We start from the raw sequence: 18,565 nt of genomic DNA on the forward strand, positions 1-18,565 counted from the left end.
ATTTCGCTCATTTCGAATACGCAGGTAATCTGACAACTCAAATCATCTATTATTACAATGTATTTAAAATAAAACGAGGCTTCTATGGCTATTTTGCCAAAGGACTTACACTTTATCTGGTTAGGCAAGGTCCCTGATCGGCAAGGGCGCGATAATATCATTGCTTGGAAAAAGCAAAACCCTGATTATGCTGTTAAGCTTTGGATCGATTCTGAGCTTTTTATTGATCCGAAACAATCAGGATTGCCAGAGGATGAAGCTTATTTGTCCAATTATGAAGATTATCTTGAACTTGTGCAGTGGGCCAGTGAAAACCAAATTACTATCGCTGATATCGCCAGAAACCCGCTAATTACTCATCCAATTGTTCAGCACGAGCATGCCATTTATCAGGAAATGGCTGCCAGGAATTTTTTTGATGATGAGATTGAAGGTCTGTATCGAAATTATGCTGCTGCTTCGGATATTTTGCGTGTCGAAATTTTATTTCGAAAGGGTGGCGTTTATGCGGATACCAAAGACGTGTTCCCAGGAGAGTCTCCTTTAGGTGACTTGGATGCGCCCCATGGTTTTTTATTCAGCGGGGCGCGAGGCTTTTATAATAATGATTTCATGGCGAGTGAGGCTTATGGTCGTGTCATTTCTGCTTTCCGTAATGCCATCGTGCAAAATTATCAGAGCCTTTACCGCGACCCACAACTCACAGCCAAACATCGTAATTCACAATTAGGACGATTCATTTCCTTTTTTGGCTCCGGTGATTATCGTGTTGATACAACCTCAAAAACAAGCGGTCCAGAAGCGTTAGTTCATTTGCTTAAAGAAGCCTATTATTGGTTATTTTCTGACAATGAATTCAATTTTAATCCTAAATATTATGCCTTGCCCCCAGAGCAAACAGCAAGTTGGCATGATGCAAAGGCGCTAACCAAAGTCGATAATTTAAATTGCATACTAAGAAATTTTGTGGTTGATCATTTTATTGTTGAAATGGATAAGAAGATTGATTTATTGAATACGGCAATTAAGAGAGAGAAAAAATGGTTTCGACGAACAGATCAAGCGAAAGTGGTCAACTTAAACGAGACAATCTTTCTGCTAAACCAATTAAAACACCATTTAAAAGTCATTCCATCAGCATACGGTTTAGAAGAAATTTATTCCACCGCAACGCGTGAGTTGAGCCAGGAAAAGCCAATGATCGCCGAATTTTTAACGCAGATGAAACAAGCGTTTGTATTGACTGAACAAGTGATTGAATTTGCTTCTGAATACCTTCATTGTGAAAAAATAAGTCATGAACATTTTTTTTCTTTTATTAAAGACGTCACCTTTCTCAGAAATCATGATTTTAATACCTTGCTCCGCTCACCTGATAAAGTGAGCACGGAAGATTTTGCCCGGTGGTTCATGTCACCTTCTGAGGGTAATAATATTGAAGTTAAGTGAATCACTAGTCTAATAAGTTCAACCTATCATTTTAATGAGAACTCTGAGAAAATAGGAGAATTACCTTAAATTTTTAGGTAATGACCTCATTGAACTGAATAGGGAATTTGAAGATGATAAGGAAATATTGGAAAGCAGCAATTAATATTATTCTTCTTGCTGTGATATTCATTCCACCGGCGCAAGCAACAGAAACAACAGCCTCTCCATCAGGCCCTGAAACCACCACTGTCAGTGCAAATCCTAAAATTGAAAAGCTCCTGCAAGAGGAGTCGAAGAATATAGCAGCAGAATTTCCTTATCGTATTAATCTATTTAAGCAGGGGCAGATTGATAAAAATAGCGCGGGAGTAAGAATTGCGGAAACCGCAAATCAATTACTTTCTAATAATTCAGGATTACTTTTTTATTATGAAGTGGTGACTGATGCAATGAGAGTTCCGCATTGGCATTCTAATGCGACTGAGATAGGAACAGTTCTCAGTGGAAAAATGAGAGTCACCATTTGGGAAGGTGCGGGAAATACCAAAATGTACACCGTAGAAAAAAATGGTACATGGATTATTCCAAAGGCCAAACTGCATTCCTTAGAAAATGTGGGACCAGAAAAGATGAAATTTCTTGTTGTTTATGATTCGCCTATCGCTGCGGATAGGGATTTTCTTACTGCCTGGGCTTCATTGCCCGATGCCATACTGGCACGTGCTGTTGGGCTTACGGAAAGTGATATTGACGGTATTAAGAAAACAACTGTTAATCGATTAAGTGCATTCGATCCAGCCGCCTCACCCGAAAAAGGGGATATGTACAGCGAGCTATCGAATAACTTTAAGACCACAAAACCGCTTTATCAATCAGAACTAGGTTCAATCACTCGAGTAGATTCCAAAGTTAATCCTCTTATCGATGGAATGGCTTTGCAAAGAACGATCATGAAGCCTGGAGTACTACGCATTCCTCATTGGTATACTTCGGGTGATGTGTTGTTATTTGTATTAAATGGAGAGGCGTTCTTCACTCTGATGAATGATGACGGAAAGGTTTATCACACTCTCGTTCATCGAGGGGATTTGATCTCCATTCCCGTAGGAAATTTTCATAGTTTCTTAAATGTGGGCAATGAAGATTTGGAAGTTTATGAAGGCTTCAATCGCACCGACGGGATTAATGAGATCACATTGATGAATGGGGTACAACATTTTAATTTGGGTACAATCCAAGGGGCTACAGGATTAAGTAAAGACGTCATTAAAAAAATACAACAGGAGAAACCTGAATCCTACATGGTAAAATTCTAATAAGCCATGGTGATTCTTGCGTGTTGATTATGACTTACTGCTGTTAAGTTAAAGAACATTATCCTCCCCGCGTAAGCGGGGATTTGCTCTCCTTGGCTTCAATGGTTGAGAGCAAATGCCCAAGCATTGCCTAATTTAAAGCTTTTGCTCCACTAATTTATTTTTCAGCCTGACATAAACCGGCACACCTTCTTTATAAGGGGGATAGGCTTCTCCTTGAATCAAGGGGGCTAAATAGCGTCGACACGATTCGGTGATACCCATGCCATCAGCTGTGATGAATTCTGAGGGCATCGCTTTTTCTTGATTAGCGACATCCGCTAATGGCACATGTTGAATAGACCAACGATAAGGTGAATCTTGTTCACGTTTAATAATAGGCATAACTGCATTATGGCCGTTCAGTGCTAATTCAACGGCTGCTTTACCTAAGGCATAGGCGTGTTCAACATCCACTTGAGAGGCAATATGACGAGCAGCGCGTTGTAAATAATCAGCAACAGCCCAATGGTATTTATACCCTAACTCTGCTTTTACGAGTTGAGCCAATACAGGAGCTACACCGCCTAACTGCGCATGGCCAAATGCATCGCGTAGACCAGCTTCGCTTAAAAATTTTCCTTGCTCATTACGAATGCCTTCAGAGACTACCACGACACAATAGCCGTAATCATTTACGCATGCTTTCACTTTATTGAGAAAACGCTGAGCGTCAAATGGGATTTCAGGGAATAAAATAATATGAGGGGGCTGCTCAGCGCTTTGTCCTGCTAAGCCACTTGCGGCAGCAATCCATCCAGCATGGCGTCCCATGACTTCAAGAATAAACACTTTTGTTGAGGAGGCGGCCATTGATGCTACATCAAATCCTGCTTCCATTGTCGATACGGCCACATATTTGGCGACCGATCCAAAACCGGGACAATTGTCAGTAAAAGGCAAATCGTTATCCACTGTTTTGGGAATCCCAATGCAGGTAATGGGATAACCCATGTGGCTACTCAATTTGGAAACCTTATGCGCGGTATCTTGTGAATCCCCGCCGCCATTGTAAAAAAAATAGCCAATATTGTGCGCTTTAAAAACATCAAGCAATCGCTCATATTCAGCACCATCATCCTTTAATTTATAGCGGCATGAGCCAAAAGCGCCAGAAGGAGTATGCATCAGCGCGGCAATATCCGCATCGCTTTCCAATGATGTGTCAATTAATTGCTCATTGAGAGCGCCAATTATCCCATTTTGCGCGGCATACACTTTTCCTATCTTTTCGGGATGCAGTCTCGCTGTTTGAATAACACCACAAGCAGAAGCGTTAATCACTGCAGTGACTCCGCCAGATTGCGCATAAATTGCATTTTTAATTGACATAAGATCTCCGTGAGCTAGCCAATATTCAGTTTTGGATAGAGATTTTGCCAGAGCGCTTGGCAAAATGCGAGTGATAAGTTTATCGATACAGGGCAATACATCTAATTTGCGGGAGCCAAATTACGATCCTAGATTGGAAGGTGTAAGTCTCGCAAATTAGATGCGTTTGCCTTGTAAGAGTCGGAAGGTATTTGGATTTCAACCCAAAATAGGATATCATTCGCGTTTTGCTTTAAATAGAACTAAATTGGTACTATATTAGTAAATAGGACTATTTCAGTGCTGATTTATCAATACTTAATCAAGACTGATTTAGTACTAGATAATTGGGTGTGGGGGTGGTATGCTGCGCATCAGCAAATTGGCCGATTATGGAACAGTTGTAATGGTGTATTTAGCAAGACGTGCACAGTCTCTTTGTAATGCGCGTGACATTGCTTTGCATACGCATCTGAGTATTCCTACAGTCAGTAAGTTATTAAAACGGTTAACTGCTGCAGGGTTATTAACTTCAGTACGGGGTGTGAGCGGCGGTTATCGCCTGCAGCGTTCTGCCTCTGAAATTTCGGTGATGCAAATTATTGCTGCATTAGAAGATCAGCTTGGGTTGACAGAGTGTAGTTTGCATCCCAATGAATGCTCATTACAGCATGTGTGTCATATTCAAGGCAATTGGCGGTTGATAAGTCAGGCGATAGAAACTGCACTGGATAGTGTGAGTCTGGAAGTGCTGGCAAAACCCTCTCTCCCGACGGCAAACGTTGACCGCATCAAGCAGTTAGCAAGCGGAGTTAGTCATGGCTAAAAGCAGTGAGCAAATTAATTCCCTCCTCGAAAGGGAATACCAACATGGTTTTGTAACCGACATTGAAGTAGAGACTTTTGAACCAGGTTTGGATGAAGACGTCATACGTCGTTTGTCCGCTATAAAAGGCGAACCTGAATTCCTACTCGAATGGCGTTTAAACGCATTTCGGCATTGGCTCACGATGCCTCATCCGCATTGGGCAAGCGTGCATTATCCTCCTATCGATTATCAGGCTGTTTCTTATTACTCTGCACCCAAATCGAAGAAAGAAGGGCCAAAAAGCCTTGATGAAGTGGATCCGGAATTATTAAAAACTTATGAAAAACTGGGCATACCGCTTAAAGAGCAAGAGCTGCTTGCCGGTGTGGCAGTGGATGCCGTGTTCGACAGTGTTTCAGTCGCAACCACGTTTAAAGCAAAACTGGCCGAAGTCGGTGTTATTTTTTGCTCTTTTTCAGAGGCTGTTCAGAAATACCCCGATTTGGTGCGCCAATACTTAGGGTCAGTGGTTCCTTATCGTGATAATTTTTATGCAGCGCTTAATTCGGCTGTTTTTAGCGATGGATCATTTGTGTATGTGCCAAAAGGCGTGCGCTGTCCAATGGAGTTGTCCACCTATTTTCGTATCAATGCCGCTTCAACAGGGCAGTTTGAGCGCACCCTCATTATTGCAGACAGTGATAGTTATGTGTCTTATTTAGAAGGATGTACAGCGCCCATGCGAGACGAAAATCAATTGCATGCGGCGGTGGTTGAATTAATTGCGCTAGATGGAGCGCAGATTAAATATTCTACTGTGCAGAACTGGTATCCTGGGGATAAAGAAGGGAAAGGTGGAATTTATAACTTCGTTACCAAGCGCGGTGCTTGTCGCGGTAAGCGTTCAAAAATCTCTTGGACACAAATTGAAACCGGGTCTGCTATCACTTGGAAATACCCCAGTGTGATTTTGCAAGGGGATGATTCCGTGGGTGAATTTTATTCGGTCGCCTTAACGAATAACTACCAACAAGCTGATACAGGCACTAAAATGATTCATTTGGGTAAAAATACCCGTTCAACAATCATTTCTAAAGGCATCAGTGCAGGCCGTGCACACAATGCGTATCGTGGCTTAGTCCGCATTGCGCCCACTGCAACCAATGCGCGCAACTATACGCAATGTGATTCGATGTTAATGGGCTCACACTGTTCAGCACACACGTTTCCTTACATTGAAGTCAAAAACCCGACGGCGCAAGTAGAGCATGAGGCGACCACCTCAAAAATCAGTGAGGAGCAATTATTTTATTGTCAGCAACGCGGTATTGATATGGAAGATGCGGTGTCGATGATTGTGAATGGATTTTGTAAGCAAGTATTGAAAGAATTACCTATGGAATTTGCAGTTGAAGCGACAAAACTTTTAGGTATTAGTTTGGAAGGGGCAGTAGGTTAATATGTTAAACATTAAACAATTAAGTGTCGCCATTAATGGGCAACCTATCTTAAAAGGCATTAACTTACACGTTAAGCCAGGTGAAGTACATGCGATTATGGGGCCTAATGGCTCGGGTAAAAGCACGTTGTCAAAAGTGCTGACTGGTCATCCTGCTTACGAAGTAACCCATGGCGAAGTCAGTTATTTGGGGCAAGATTTATTGCCATTGGCACCGGAAGATCGGGCGAGAGCAGGCATTTTTATGTCGTTTCAATACCCCGTCGAAATTCCAGGAGTGACAAACATTAATTTTCTCAAGGCTTCAGTGAACGCAGTACGTAAAGGGCAAAATAAAAAACCCCTTGATGCCATTGAATTTTTAAGTTTTATTCGTGAGAAGTGCCAGCTGTTGGGGATGGATGAAAGCTTTTTGTACCGCAGCATTAATGAGGGTTTTTCAGGCGGTGAGAAAAAGCGCAATGAAATTTTGCAGATGATCGCACTGGAACCGAAATTGGCTATCCTTGATGAGACGGATTCTGGCTTGGATATTGATGCACTACGTGTGATTTCTCAGGGTGTCAATACCATGCGCTCACCTGAGCGCGCAATTATTTTAGTGACTCATTACCAACGCTTATTGGATTACATTGAACCTGATTTTATTCATGTCTTGGCTGATGGCCGTATCGTGAAGTCAGGGGATAAGTCGCTCGCCATCGAATTAGAGAAAAAGGGATACAGCTGGCTTGAGGAGACGGAGCAAGCATGAGCGAAGTCATTGAATTCTATCAACAACAGGCAAAAGCAGCTTTTTCAACAATTCCTTGGTTAGCCAAGTTACAGGAACAAGGATTGATTGAATTGCAGCGCTGTGGGTTTCCGACTCGGCATCAAGAGGATTGGAAATATACGCTGGTGGATTCGCTTTTGCAGCAGCGCTTTACTCAGCAGGCCCTCAATCAACCAGCCCGCGCTAAGACTGAGATTAAATTGCCTTTGAATGGTTGTGTGACAGTGCAAAATGGTCAAGTTTTTACTGAAAATAATGACGATTTACCTGCTGGTGTTTTGATTGAATCGTTGACCTGCGCTTTAGAACATCATGCTGATATAATAAAACCTTATTTAGGTCAAGCTTTACATCATGAGCATGGTTTTCAGGCCTTAAATACAGCCATGTTGCGTTGTGGGGTAGTTATTTATTTGCCTGCGGGCGTGACTATCGATCAACCCATTGTTCTTTCTCATTGGCAGGACCAAGCGAATCAAGTTATCCACAATCGCTATCTAATCATTGCTGAACAAGGGAGTCAGGCGACCATTGTCGAAGATTACAGTGGTGCTGAGGCTTGTCCTTATTTTACCAATACAGTCACTGAAATCTTTACGGCAAAAAATGCTAGAGTAGTGCATTATAAAATACAACGTGAAGCGAAGTCCGCTTACCACATTGGCCATCTTTCTGTGAACCAGTCAGGGGGAAGTCAATTCGAAAGCCATTCATTAAGCTTAGGGGGCAAGCTCGTACGCAGCGACCTTAGTCTACACTTACAAGAAGAACAGGCGCGTTGTTTACTGAATGGCATTTATGTGCCCACTGAGGGTCAGCATGTTGACCACCACACCACTGTTTATCATCAGATGCCTCATTGCCAGAGTAAACAAGATTATAAAGGCATTTTAATGGGACACTCTCGTGCAATCTTTAATGGCAAGGTTATCGTTGCTAAAGATGCACAGCATTCTTGTGCGAATCAGCAAAATAAAAACTTGCTGCTGTCTGCTCAAGCTGAAATCGATACGAAGCCGCAGTTGGAAATTTTTGCTGATGATGTCATTTGTACACACGGGGCAACAGTAGGACAGTTGGATGAAGAAGCGCTATTTTATTTAGCAACGCGAGGTATTGACCGCCGCGAAGCAAGTAGCTATTTGATCCATGCCTTTGCCGCTGAGAATTTACGGCTTGTGCCCAATCGCATTTTGGCGGATTGGATGGCTACCTTGTTAAATGAGCAATTGGGGTAAAATGATGAGTACCGTTACAGCCTTCACTGACACGTTAGATGTCGAGGCGATTCGCCGCGATTTTCCAGTGCTTAATCAGAAAATAAATGATTACCCGCTGACCTATTTGGATAATGCGGCTACCACACAAAAACCACAAGCAGTGATTGATGCTATTACCCGTTATTATTCCCACGATAATTCAAACGTACATCGTGGCGTCCATACCTTGAGCGTACGTGCTACTCAGCAATATGAAGCGGCACGAAATAATGTACAGCGGTTTATTCATGCCAACTCGGCTAGAGAATGTATTTTTGTTCGTGGAACCACAGAAGGTATTAATTTGGTTGCTCAAAGCTTTGTAGCGCCACGAATTCTTCCTGGAGAAGAAATTCTCATTACTCATCTGGAGCATCACTCCAACATTGTGCCTTGGCAAATGGTGTGTAAAAAAACAGGTGCTCGCTTAAAAGTGGCTCCCATTTCCTTGGAAGGGGAAGTGCTTTTAGATGAATTTGAAAGATGTTTGAATGAAAACACGAAATTTGTAGCAATTTCTTATGCATCCAATGCATTGGGAACGATCAATCCAGTAAAACAAATGATCGAAATGGCGCACGAGTATGGGGCACTAGTGCTTTTAGATGGGGCTCAGGCCACAGCGCACTTGCCCATTGATGTACAGGATTTAGGCTGCGACTTTTATGCTTTCTCAGGCCATAAAATGTATGGACCTACCGGTATTGGTATTTTGTGGGGAAGGGAAGCGTTATTGGATGACATGATGCCTTATCAGGGGGGAGGGGAGATGATCAATTACGTCACCCTTGAAGCCACCGAATATGCGTCCTTACCTCATAAATTTGAAGCGGGAACACCCAATATTGCGGGTGCTATTGGACTAAGTGCGGCGATGGATTATCTTTGGTCATTGGATTTAGAAGTCATTGCGGCTTATGAAGATAGACTGCTTGACTACGCTACAGAAGCAATTAAGTCCGTCAAAGGATTTAATATCGTGGGTACTGCAAAGAAAAAAGTGCCCATTGTCTCTTTTGTACATGGCAAAATCCATGCGCATGACATTGGTACTATTTTAGACAGTGCTGGAATTGCAATTCGTAGTGGTCATCATTGTGCGATGCCCTTAATGGATTATTTGGATGTTGCTGCGACAGCGCGTATCTCAATGTCTTTCTATAATACCACGGAGGAAATTGATCGTTGTGTACAAGCGCTGCACAAGGTAAAAGAGGTATTCGCATGATGGAATTACGTGAGCTTTATCAAGAAATTATTATTGATCATAATCGCAACCCGCGAAATCATCATGCGATGACTGATGCGACCACTGAGGCGAAAGGCTTTAATCCTCTTTGTGGTGATAAATTAACCGTTTATTTGAAGGTTAAAGAGCATAAAATTATTGACATCAGTTTTCTTGGTTGTGGTTGTGCTATTTCTCAAGCTTCTGCTTCGCTCATGACAGAGGCACTGTGTGGTAAGACTGTGCAAGAAGCCCACGAGCTATTTAATCGTTTTCATACCATGCTCACTCGCGATGATGAATCACAACTCGTTTCTTTGGATAAGCTCGCTGTCCTTGCTGGCGTCAAAGCCTATCCCGCTCGGGTTAAATGCGCTACTTTAGCATGGCATACTTTGGAAGCCGCGCTTAATAAAGAGACAGTGACTGTTAGCACGGAGTAATTATTATGTTCGGCTTGAAAAAGAAACAGGATAATGAGGCCTTAAAAGTCAGTGTAATTGCTGCACTCAAAACCGTGTTTGACCCTGAAATTCCAGTCAATATTTATGATCTAGGTTTAATTTACGACATTGCGATCAATGACGAGCAGCATGTTCATGTTCAAATGACGCTAACAACCCCGGGGTGCCCTGTAGCACAGACCTTTCCAGGGACCGTTGAACGCGCCGTTAATCAAGTGGAAGGGGTGAGCGACTGCACTGTGGAATTAGTTTGGGATCCTCCTTGGAGCCAGGAACGCATGACCGAAGCGGCACGTCTCGAGCTCGGAATTTTTTACTGATGCATAATCCTTCGCTTTGGCAGCCTTCTGCATCCATTGAGACATTACGTCAACGGGCAAAATTATTAACCCAAATTCGTGCGTTCTTTTGCCAGCGTGGTTATTTGGAAGTAGAAACGCCGACATTATCGCGTTTTGGGATTACCGATGTTTATTTGTCCAATATCGTAGCGACTTTTAGAGGCCGGCCTTATTACCTACAAACCTCACCCGAATACCATATGAAACGATTATTAGCGGCGGGTAGTGGCCCTATTTTTCAATTAGCAAAAGCGTTTCGCGACGATGAGCTAGGGCGCTGGCATAATCCTGAATTTACCATGCTAGAGTGGTACCAATTAAATGTGGATCACCATGGCTTAATGGATGAGATGGATGCGCTATTGCAAACCCTATTGCAATCGCCCCCTATGCATAGAAAAACTTATCAACAAGTCTTTTTAGAGACGTGTGATTTAGATCCACTGACTGCCTCGCTGACTGAGCTAAAAAAAGCGCTCCAGCGATTTGAGTTGGATAATGTGCTCGCTTTGGATGAACACGATCCTGATCAGTATTTGTTTTTGCTGATGAGCCATGTGGTTGAGCCAGCGATGGGGAAAGATTCGGTTCCGGTCGCGGTGTACGATTTTCCCGTTTCTCAAGCGGCGCTTGCAAAAATTAATCAAGGGGTTGCTGAGCGTTTTGAAATTTATGTTCAAGGCGTTGAACTAGCAAACGGTTTCCACGAGCTCACGGACGTAAGTGTGCAAGCTGCTCGTTTTCAACAGGATCTCGCTGCTCGCCGTAAGAAAGGGTTACCTGAACCAGCTCCCGATGAATACTTGTTGCAAGCTTTGGCACATGGTTTGCCATCTTGCAGCGGGGTTGCGTTGGGAGTGGACAGGCTTTTAACGCTAGCACTCAGCGAGCCTGCTATTGCGAACACTTTATCTTTTGACTTTGAAAGGGCGTAAAGCACGCGTAATAGTGGGGCAAAATCTCATTGCAAATCAAAAGGTGGAATACGATCATAGAGTCCAAATACAGGGCTTTCTGATGATGTAAAATCTATTCTGCTCAAATAAAATTTAAAAAGTCAGTTTAGTGTTCATAAATCCTTAAGGTTGCATAGGTAGAATTGCTTTTTCGTTAATCCTATTTTTTCCATAGCATGCGCGTAATCAGCAACTTTATTTTAGAACAGCTAAAAGAGAATCCAGACGTCATTAAAATCCCCGCAGAGCAATTTGGTACAGCGTCTTTATTGAGTTATTTTGGAGACTTATTGCCTTTTGCAAGTCTCGCTTATGAGGTTGGAAATGTTTTATTGTCTCAGAACCATTTTCAAAAATGCAGCTTACAAAAACACTCTCATTCGCTAGCTACCTATTTGACCGAAGCGTTTTCGCTGACTTCACAGCAGGCAATCCGCATAACTGAACAGCTCATTGGAAAAATAGTGCATCATCGCGGTTTGCTTGATGAAACGATATTGCATAAATCGTTTGAAGAAGTGGATACGAAAACACTTTTAGCGATTAGTAATAAATGGTTACGTGAAACAAATATGGCCTCCATCAATTGGGAAAAAATGGCCTATGTGGTGATTACTAATGGTGTAGCTTATGCGATTCCAGGCGGTGTTGCAGCTAAATTGATGATTTATGGCACGCATCGATTTCTAAGTAGTATCGTTTTTGATGACAGTCCTTCTGTAAATCATAACAATCTTTCAGGGCAAGAGAAACAACACCTTGATAAGTGTTTATAATAGCATTTATCGCTAATATTTCATTAATTGTATTAATTTTGATTAAAATGTGATACTTTTCCCGCCCATAAATCATATCTATTTTGGAATTATTATGGGTTGGGATGAGTTAAAAAAACAATTTCAGATAGCGCTTGAGCAAAAATATTTAGATACTTCTGAAAGCAGGCGTTTTTTTAATTTAGCGCATTCAAAGAACAGTCATTTTTTTACTAAAGGGAAAAAGTTTTTAAAAAGCATTGAGGAATTAAGAAATTTATTTATCCCATCAACACAATCATTATTTGACGATATTTTAGATGCGGCAACTGAATTGTTAAAAGATCCATCTAAAGATTCTCATAACTTAATAAACAATTTTAGAATTTTAGAAAAAAAAATCCAGAACAGAGAAAGCATTAAAACGTGTACAGGTGGCTTTAATTTCGTAGCTAATTCTACTTTTGCAGCAGCTGGGGTTACACTTGCAACTGGAGGATTGTACACCATTTATAATAGCATTGCTCTTTTGGCAGCGGGTGGTATTTTAGCGGCTTCAGGTGGTCCTCTCCTTTGGTTAGCTATTGGCCTGGGCGCTACTATGATAGGTCTTTTTATTGCAGGAATGACTGCTTATGATGCCTACACCAATTACCGTTATTATAAAGAAAATCAAATTAGAGAAATTAAAGAATTTGTGCATTTATTGAATCCTAATTGTGCTGCGAATGGGGAGGATTTAGAGAGAAGCCTGTCAGAGGGAGGGAGGAATATAAACTCCACTGACACTGAGGTGTCAATGCGGGAATATTCGTTGTTTTGATTGAAATGAGACAGTTGCACAAAATTTAACAGGGTAAATTGAGTAGGAAAAATGATATCTTTTGATGAAGCGGAAGAACAATTTGAGAGGGAGTTAAATCGATATTTGCAAATATCATTTCTCCAGCGAAATTACCTTACCGTGTCTGCCACACGAAAAAAAGAGATTGTGATAAAAGGTAGACGATTTTTAAAAAGTCTTGCTGAACTAAACCGACTTAATCAATATGAAAGAGAAGAAGACTATACACAAATCCTACTCGATGGTATACGTGTGCTAAAAAATCCTACATCGTCTGACGATTACTCCTCATTTTTCAGGAAAGTGGAATTTCTGGTAAAAACAGGACAGGAAAATAAAAATTTTAATTACACGATAGCTGGGTTAAATATGGTAATTGATTCACTTCACTGTGCTACAGGTGTGGCCTTTGCAATTGGAGGTGGATTGATTACATGGGCAGCGATAGATTTGATCGCCTGTGGAGCTGCTTTAGTATTGAGCCCCTGGGGATTTTTTGCTTTTGGGGTGGCTTTGGGCCTCATGGCTATGTTGGGCGTGAGTATTATCCTTTTTGGCATTATTGTAGCAAATTCAGCTGCGGGTGATATTTATGGTGATTACAGGTTTTGCCGTGATCGGCAACTCACTGAAATTACGGAATTCGTTAATTTTATGAATCCCACTCCTCTTGCGCATCGATTAAGTGAAGAAAGTGAGTTAGATTTTCATCAACCTGGGGAAGCTTCTGCATTGACCTGCCAATAGTAGGTTGGCTCAAAGTTCAATGTAGGTTAGGCCTTGGCTACGCTGTTTCCCTATGATTGAAATTCATGATTCAAAGCGATAGTTAATTCGGGATAGTGAAATTGATATCCTGCATCCACAAGCCGCTTGGGCACGACGCGCTGTCCTTTAAGTAATAAGCATTCGCCCATTTCACCGAACACAGTGCGTATAACAGCAGGAGGAATTTTTAAGAATAAAGGACGATGCATGGCTTTAGCTAATGTATGCGCAAATTGTGCTTGACTCACTGGAATGGGAGCTGTCACATTGAAGGGACCGGTCAACTCGGGATTATCCAATAAAAATAAATAAGCGCCCACGACATCATCGACATGAACCCATGAAATCATTTGCTTACCATCGCCCAAAATAGCACCTAACCCCACATAAAAACTAGGAACCAGCTTTTTAAGCATTCCTTCGCCTCTTTTTAAGACTACCCCAAAACGAGTGATGGTCACTTGCATGCCATAATCGATGGCAGGTTGGAGTGCATTTTGCCAACGTATTCCTATCTCGCTGAGAAAGTCGCAAGGTTCGCTAAAGTTTATTGGACTATTTTCATCAAACGCCTGAGGATCCTCATTTTTCTGCATTCCATAAATGCCTACTGCATTTGCGCAATAAAAATGGGGCTTTGCTTTTTGCTCAATGGCCCAGTTAATTAAGTCAGTTGTCGTATTGACTCGAGAATCAATCAGTTGTCGTTTGATCTTCTCATTCCAACGTGATTCACCAATGTTGTGGCCGCTGAGATTAATGATCGCATCGTAAGAGTGCGCATCCAAATCAGTTAGCTTTTTCCAAGAGCAAATTTTCATTTTCTTAGGAAAGTGTTTTTGTAGTTTTGCTTCGTCTCGACCAACGACAGTGATCGTATGCGTTAATCGAAGGGCATCAATTAAATGATGGCCAATAAATCCAGAGGCCCCAGCAATCAATATATTCATCCTGATCCCTTTTTATAATTTGATGCTATCAGGATAGCCGTGCTCTCTTTATTTCTCAATAAAAAAACCGATCAATCTTTCAGGATGAGGTCTCAAACCGGCACAAATTCTGAAAATGGCATTGCTGGCAAATAGAGGCACTCACGGGTTGAGGTGGGCAATATCCTTGGTTGAATTCCTCTGCTAATTGTTGCAATTGATTTCGCCAATATATCCTGTACTCAGCCCAGTTTTCATCTTTTTTAATGGCTGTTAAACCGGGTAGAGAGTGATTGTTTTCACTCAAACCTTTACAGTTAAACTGACCTGCTTTTAATTGAGCCAATAAGAGTCCATTGATGGTTTCATCCAATAAGGCATAAAGTAATAACTGAGGTTCTTTGGGACGCTCCTCTTTCCAAGGAAGTGTTTGGGGAAAGCTGCTTTTGTAATCGATAACCCATTTTTTGTCCTGTTCAACCTTGTCGAGTCTATCAACGCGCACGCGAAAATCCATTCCTGATAAATGAATCATGAATTCTTGTTCCAGCGCTTCGACCTCGAAAGCGGGACGTAGTCGCTCCCAGTGCAAACACGCATAAACTAGTCGCTTTAGCCTTGAAAATTCAACTTCTTGAAAGAGGGCTGAGAAAGAGTGGTTTCGTTTAGCAATTACAGGTTCTAATGCCTGTTGAATAGCTTGTTCAATGCAGATTGCTAATTCTTCTTCATTGAGTTCAAGAAGGGCTTTTTGTGTTTTTAAAGTCTGCCATAATAATTCCATGATCTTATGGATAATCTGTCCTCGCTCTTTAGCATCAGGTCCCTCTGAGGTTTCGAGAGCAGTTTTAGCGTGTAAGCGATGTTCAGCGAAAGCACGAAAAGGGCATTTTGCTTGATTCGCTAAAATAGCAGTACCTCCTGTTGCCTTTTCATTAGCAGCCAACGGAATTTGGTAACTTTCAGTAAAATGCACTAAAAGTGAATGGGTTACTGGTTTGGAAATTTCAGCTGCAGAAAGCGAAGGTAAATGGGCGATTAAAGGGCTGGGTAGATTCGGTTTATCATCACTGAATTGAGGGTAGCTGTAAACCACCGAATTACTGCTGTTGGTAAAACGTTTTAATGTCTTTTCGGCCAATTGTAACTCGCGCTCGGGGCAAGCGTACGGCATACGTTTTTCACGTTGCAGTGACACAGGAATGTAGGCAGAAAGTCTCGCATTCTGTGGTAAAGATTGATCGGTGAGACCAGTAACCCACAGGCTATTAAAGGTGCATCCTGAGGCTTCCAATAGTCCAAGAATTTGTACAGTCGCTTCCATTTTTTTAGGTTGAAAAATGGTTGATTGGGCCAAATGCACTAACGCAGAAAGGGCTTCAGTCGTTGTCATTTCCATCGTGAGAAAATGAAGTGCTTTAAATTCATCGAATAACGATAAAAACCGTTGATAACATTGGTAATTGGCCGAATTTAAAGGGTACTCGCCGGGAAAGCCTAAACCGGCTAAGCGCTTTTTAAAAGTAATGACCCAATCGGAGGGCGAATTTTTTTCAGGGTATGTCGTTATCCCTCTGATGAGTTCGGCCAGCTTAGGAGTGAGCCGATCGAGCTCTTTAAGCCAGGCAGATTGCTCAAAATAAGGTTCTTGTAATACCTGACTTTCTTCCATTAGTTGAGCACGAGCCTGCATTTCTGTCTGTGCATAGCCGAGATAGGAGGAGTGCAGCAGAAGTCGGGCTTGCTCAACACTAAATTGGTAATTGTCAAGTTCTAGCCAACATAGAGCATGAGCAACCAGAGGGTATTCCGCTAAAGATTGCCCAAAAGAAATGTTGAACTGTTCTGGTGAGAGTTGTTGCTGCAGAAGTCGTTGCAAACGCTTCGATTGGGTTTTGAGATCAGGGACGACAACAGCGATACGCTTTTCTCCTTGAGCGAGTCGTTCTGTAATCCAGTGAAGTAATTGTTGATATTCATCCGTTTCGTCTTTAGCCGCATACAAATGAGCGGTATTGGATTGAGTCTCTAAGTCATAATGATAAAGTGGGCAGTTTTCTCCAATGAAATAGTGCTGTAACGCCTGTTGCTGTGGTGTATAGTCATCAAAACAAGCCCACACTAAAACTTCTGGATGGGCATATTTTTTTTGTGATAATAAGTAATTGACTAATTGCACCTCGGTAATGGCTTTAATTTTTTTCAGCGTTTGCAGTAGCACCATAGCCCATTGCTGAAATTGGCGTGTTTGTGGTGTGGATGTAAAGGCCGGATGCGTGAAATCAAGTTGCCATAAATGGCAACGAGTCCAAGCTTCGACTACGGCTTGTAATAAACCATCGTTAACAAGATAAACGTCTTTTCCAAGAAGTTGTCGCCAAAGGTAATCACATTGTGACACGGATAACAGAGTAGGATGTGAAATCGTAGGATAGGCATGGCATAGTTTTTTAAATTGGGTTCGCAAAAAGGCAGCATAAGGGAAGCAACGCGGTTTATCTTGTACGGGATTGCCTTGGGTACTAAAAAAACGGCTAATTAATTCCTGGCTTAATCGATTATTTGGCGTAATAATCGTTGCCCCCTCTCGCATCAGGGTAAACAAGTGTGCTTTGTTATTGATCATTTGATGTATCAGATGTCTTAGTTTGTTCTTCAGTTTGCATGCGTTGTTTGTCAGCGGCAATTAAACCGGGCAAAAAATGTTTATTAAAATAAATGGCAATGAAGCCAGTGAGCGGGATAAACCAGGTCCCTATTGTGAGAATGAGTGAAACGAGTATGGCACCATACACAACAAAATAATCGTTCCAATGCTGTAAGTGGTTGGAGAAGAGCGGATCGGTGGAATAATAATACATTAAAACAAAGAGACTACCAAAGATTAAGGCAAGGCAGGCAAGCAAAATACCAATGAGGAATGGACGGAACCAATGCCCGTTTTTGGCTAAAGCTTTACCCAATAAAGCCCCGATGAGGGCGCCGATGATTAAAGCAATGAAAATAGAGGGTAAAAGAGGCAAAAGTGCTTTATCCCGCAACGAAAGTAAAGTGTACTTTGTAAATAGCGTAAACAACAAAGCATAAATTGCAAAAAAAATGGCTCCAGCAAAGCGAGGGCTAAAGGAGTCGTGTGGATTATTAGGATCTGTCGTCATTATTTTCAATCACTTAACTAGGCTTCTTTCAAAGTCTAATGGATAATGTGCTCCCCGTTTTGTTCTTTGGGCTTGGATTTTCCTTCATCATGTGGCTCATTAGTATACACTTTTGTTACTGGTTTTAATTTCTGAGATTTAGAGTGTAGTATGTCGTAAACAAGGTGCCCTCGTAAATACATTGCTGCTATGCCTGCTGCGATGGCCAACCATAAACCAGCGACAAGAAAACTGTAGAGTAAGATAAACAGATAGGTAATGAATAAATTACCAACCCCCAAATCGGCAAAGGCTTGGGGATGATGCTCCTTAAACAAATAGAAAAAAATTAATGCATAAATGGGCAGGGCGGCTAGCACCATAAGGAAACCCCACAAAAAAGCCCTGCGTCGGTAAGGTTTTTGACAGTAAATAATGCGTTCTCCAAAAAGTGCGCCAAAGCAGCTTGCGAGAACGACTGCCAGTAATATCGCTTGAAACGTAGGTAAAATTTGCTCTACCCCGACCGCATAAAAAATAACATCAAAAATAACTGTGGCAACAATGGCCAGTAAACCAAAATAGACTGCTGAAAGTAAGCGAGGATTGCTAATTGATAAAGCTTCATCGTTATTTTTCATTCTTTTCTCCTAACCAAGCGATTACTTATAATCGTTTTTATTGTATAATATTAGACCATAATGGATTTTTATTTTCTTGATTGGAATAAAATAAATTTTTGTAA

Annotated in this window: 18 protein-coding genes; 13 read left to right on the forward strand and 5 right to left on the reverse strand. The window is 41.7% G+C overall.

The genetic code is table 11. From position 1 onward, the window contains the following. The first annotated feature begins 84 nt into the window (after positions 1–84). Together B5D33_RS08465 and B5D33_RS08470 are read left to right on the forward strand one after the other, a co-directional pair. Positions 85–1,449, forward strand: coding sequence for a TcdA/TcdB catalytic glycosyltransferase domain-containing protein (locus B5D33_RS08465; RefSeq protein WP_058451203.1), 1,365 nt, complete (start codon positions 85–87; stop codon positions 1,447–1,449). A gap of 113 nt (positions 1,450–1,562) precedes the next feature. Then, on the forward strand, positions 1,563–2,747 hold the full coding sequence (locus tag B5D33_RS08470) for a cupin domain-containing protein (RefSeq protein ID WP_058451202.1): 1,185 nt from the start codon (positions 1,563–1,565) through the stop codon (positions 2,745–2,747). A 135-nt stretch (positions 2,748–2,882) separates the two neighbouring features. On the opposite strand, the gene B5D33_RS08475 is transcribed toward B5D33_RS08470, so the two are convergent. Next, positions 2,883–4,118 carry a 6-phosphofructokinase gene (locus B5D33_RS08475; protein ID WP_058451201.1) on the reverse strand — a complete coding sequence of 412 codons (1,236 nt, stop codon included), beginning with the start codon at positions 4,116–4,118 and terminating at the stop codon, positions 2,883–2,885. 343 nt (positions 4,119–4,461) lie between these two features. Here B5D33_RS08475 and B5D33_RS08480 point away from each other — a divergent pair, with 343 nt between their 5' ends. The 11 genes from B5D33_RS08480 (at position 4,462) to B5D33_RS08530 (ending at position 13,733) form a co-directional block, all read left to right on the forward strand. Further along, positions 4,462–4,923: an SUF system Fe-S cluster assembly regulator gene (locus B5D33_RS08480; RefSeq protein ID WP_058451200.1), complete on the forward strand. Its 462-nt coding sequence runs from the start codon at positions 4,462–4,464 to the stop codon at positions 4,921–4,923. Then, on the forward strand, positions 4,916–6,364 hold the full coding sequence (gene sufB, locus B5D33_RS08485; protein ID WP_058451199.1) for a Fe-S cluster assembly protein SufB: 1,449 nt from the start codon (positions 4,916–4,918) through the stop codon (positions 6,362–6,364). The genes B5D33_RS08480 and sufB overlap by 8 nt, the downstream gene beginning before the upstream one ends. A 1-nt stretch (position 6,365) precedes the next feature. Continuing rightward, positions 6,366–7,118, forward strand: a complete 753-nt coding sequence (gene sufC / locus B5D33_RS08490) for a Fe-S cluster assembly ATPase SufC (protein ID WP_058451198.1) — start codon at positions 6,366–6,368, stop codon at positions 7,116–7,118. Further along, positions 7,115–8,377 (forward strand): Fe-S cluster assembly protein SufD, encoded by a 1,263-nt coding sequence (sufD, locus tag B5D33_RS08495; protein ID WP_058451197.1) that lies wholly within the window; start codon positions 7,115–7,117, stop codon positions 8,375–8,377. The genes sufC and sufD overlap by 4 nt, the downstream gene beginning before the upstream one ends. Before the next feature lie 4 nt (positions 8,378–8,381). Continuing rightward, positions 8,382–9,626: a cysteine desulfurase gene (locus tag B5D33_RS08500; RefSeq protein WP_058451206.1), complete on the forward strand. Its 1,245-nt coding sequence runs from the start codon at positions 8,382–8,384 to the stop codon at positions 9,624–9,626. Next, complete coding sequence (gene sufU, locus B5D33_RS08505; protein ID WP_058451196.1) at positions 9,623–10,069, forward strand: Fe-S cluster assembly sulfur transfer protein SufU; 447 nt, start codon at positions 9,623–9,625, stop codon at positions 10,067–10,069. Before B5D33_RS08500 ends, sufU begins: the two co-directional genes overlap by 4 nt. Before the next feature lie 5 nt (positions 10,070–10,074). Next, positions 10,075–10,410, forward strand: coding sequence for an SUF system Fe-S cluster assembly protein (locus B5D33_RS08510; RefSeq protein ID WP_058451195.1), 336 nt, complete (start codon positions 10,075–10,077; stop codon positions 10,408–10,410). Then, entirely contained in the window at positions 10,410–11,366 is a 957-nt protein-coding gene (epmA, locus tag B5D33_RS08515; RefSeq protein ID WP_058451194.1) for an elongation factor P--(R)-beta-lysine ligase, read from the forward strand. Before B5D33_RS08510 ends, epmA begins: the two co-directional genes overlap by 1 nt. Positions 11,367–11,563: 197 nt before the next feature. After that, positions 11,564–12,163 (forward strand): hypothetical protein, encoded by a 600-nt coding sequence (locus B5D33_RS08520; protein WP_058451193.1) that lies wholly within the window; start codon positions 11,564–11,566, stop codon positions 12,161–12,163. A gap of 94 nt (positions 12,164–12,257) precedes the next feature. Then, positions 12,258–12,965 (forward strand): CopD family protein, encoded by a 708-nt coding sequence (locus B5D33_RS08525; protein ID WP_058451192.1) that lies wholly within the window; start codon positions 12,258–12,260, stop codon positions 12,963–12,965. A 51-nt stretch (positions 12,966–13,016) separates the two neighbouring features. Next, positions 13,017–13,733, forward strand: a complete 717-nt coding sequence (locus B5D33_RS08530; RefSeq protein WP_058451191.1) for a hypothetical protein — start codon at positions 13,017–13,019, stop codon at positions 13,731–13,733. 50 nt (positions 13,734–13,783) lie between these two features. On the opposite strand, the gene B5D33_RS08535 is transcribed toward B5D33_RS08530, so the two are convergent. The 4 genes from B5D33_RS08535 to B5D33_RS08550 all read right to left on the reverse strand — a co-directional run bounded on the left by B5D33_RS08535 (position 13,784) and on the right by B5D33_RS08550 (position 18,461). Then, positions 13,784–14,704, reverse strand: a complete 921-nt coding sequence (locus B5D33_RS08535; protein WP_058451190.1) for a TIGR01777 family oxidoreductase — start codon at positions 14,702–14,704, stop codon at positions 13,784–13,786. 79 nt (positions 14,705–14,783) lie between these two features. Next, on the reverse strand, positions 14,784–17,309 hold the full coding sequence (locus tag B5D33_RS08540) for a PD-(D/E)XK nuclease family protein (RefSeq protein WP_058451189.1): 2,526 nt from the start codon (positions 17,307–17,309) through the stop codon (positions 14,784–14,786). Then, positions 17,299–17,841, reverse strand: coding sequence for a hypothetical protein (locus B5D33_RS08545; RefSeq protein ID WP_058451188.1), 543 nt, complete (start codon positions 17,839–17,841; stop codon positions 17,299–17,301). Before B5D33_RS08545 ends, B5D33_RS08540 begins: the two co-directional genes overlap by 11 nt. A 35-nt stretch (positions 17,842–17,876) precedes the next feature. Further along, on the reverse strand, positions 17,877–18,461 hold the full coding sequence (locus tag B5D33_RS08550) for a hypothetical protein (RefSeq protein WP_058451187.1): 585 nt from the start codon (positions 18,459–18,461) through the stop codon (positions 17,877–17,879). Between the last annotated feature and the right edge of the window lie 104 nt (positions 18,462–18,565).

Origin of the sequence: Legionella maceachernii (assembly GCF_900167045.1) — a bacterium.
Taxonomy (GTDB): Bacteria; Pseudomonadota; Gammaproteobacteria; order Legionellales; family Legionellaceae; genus Tatlockia; species Tatlockia maceachernii.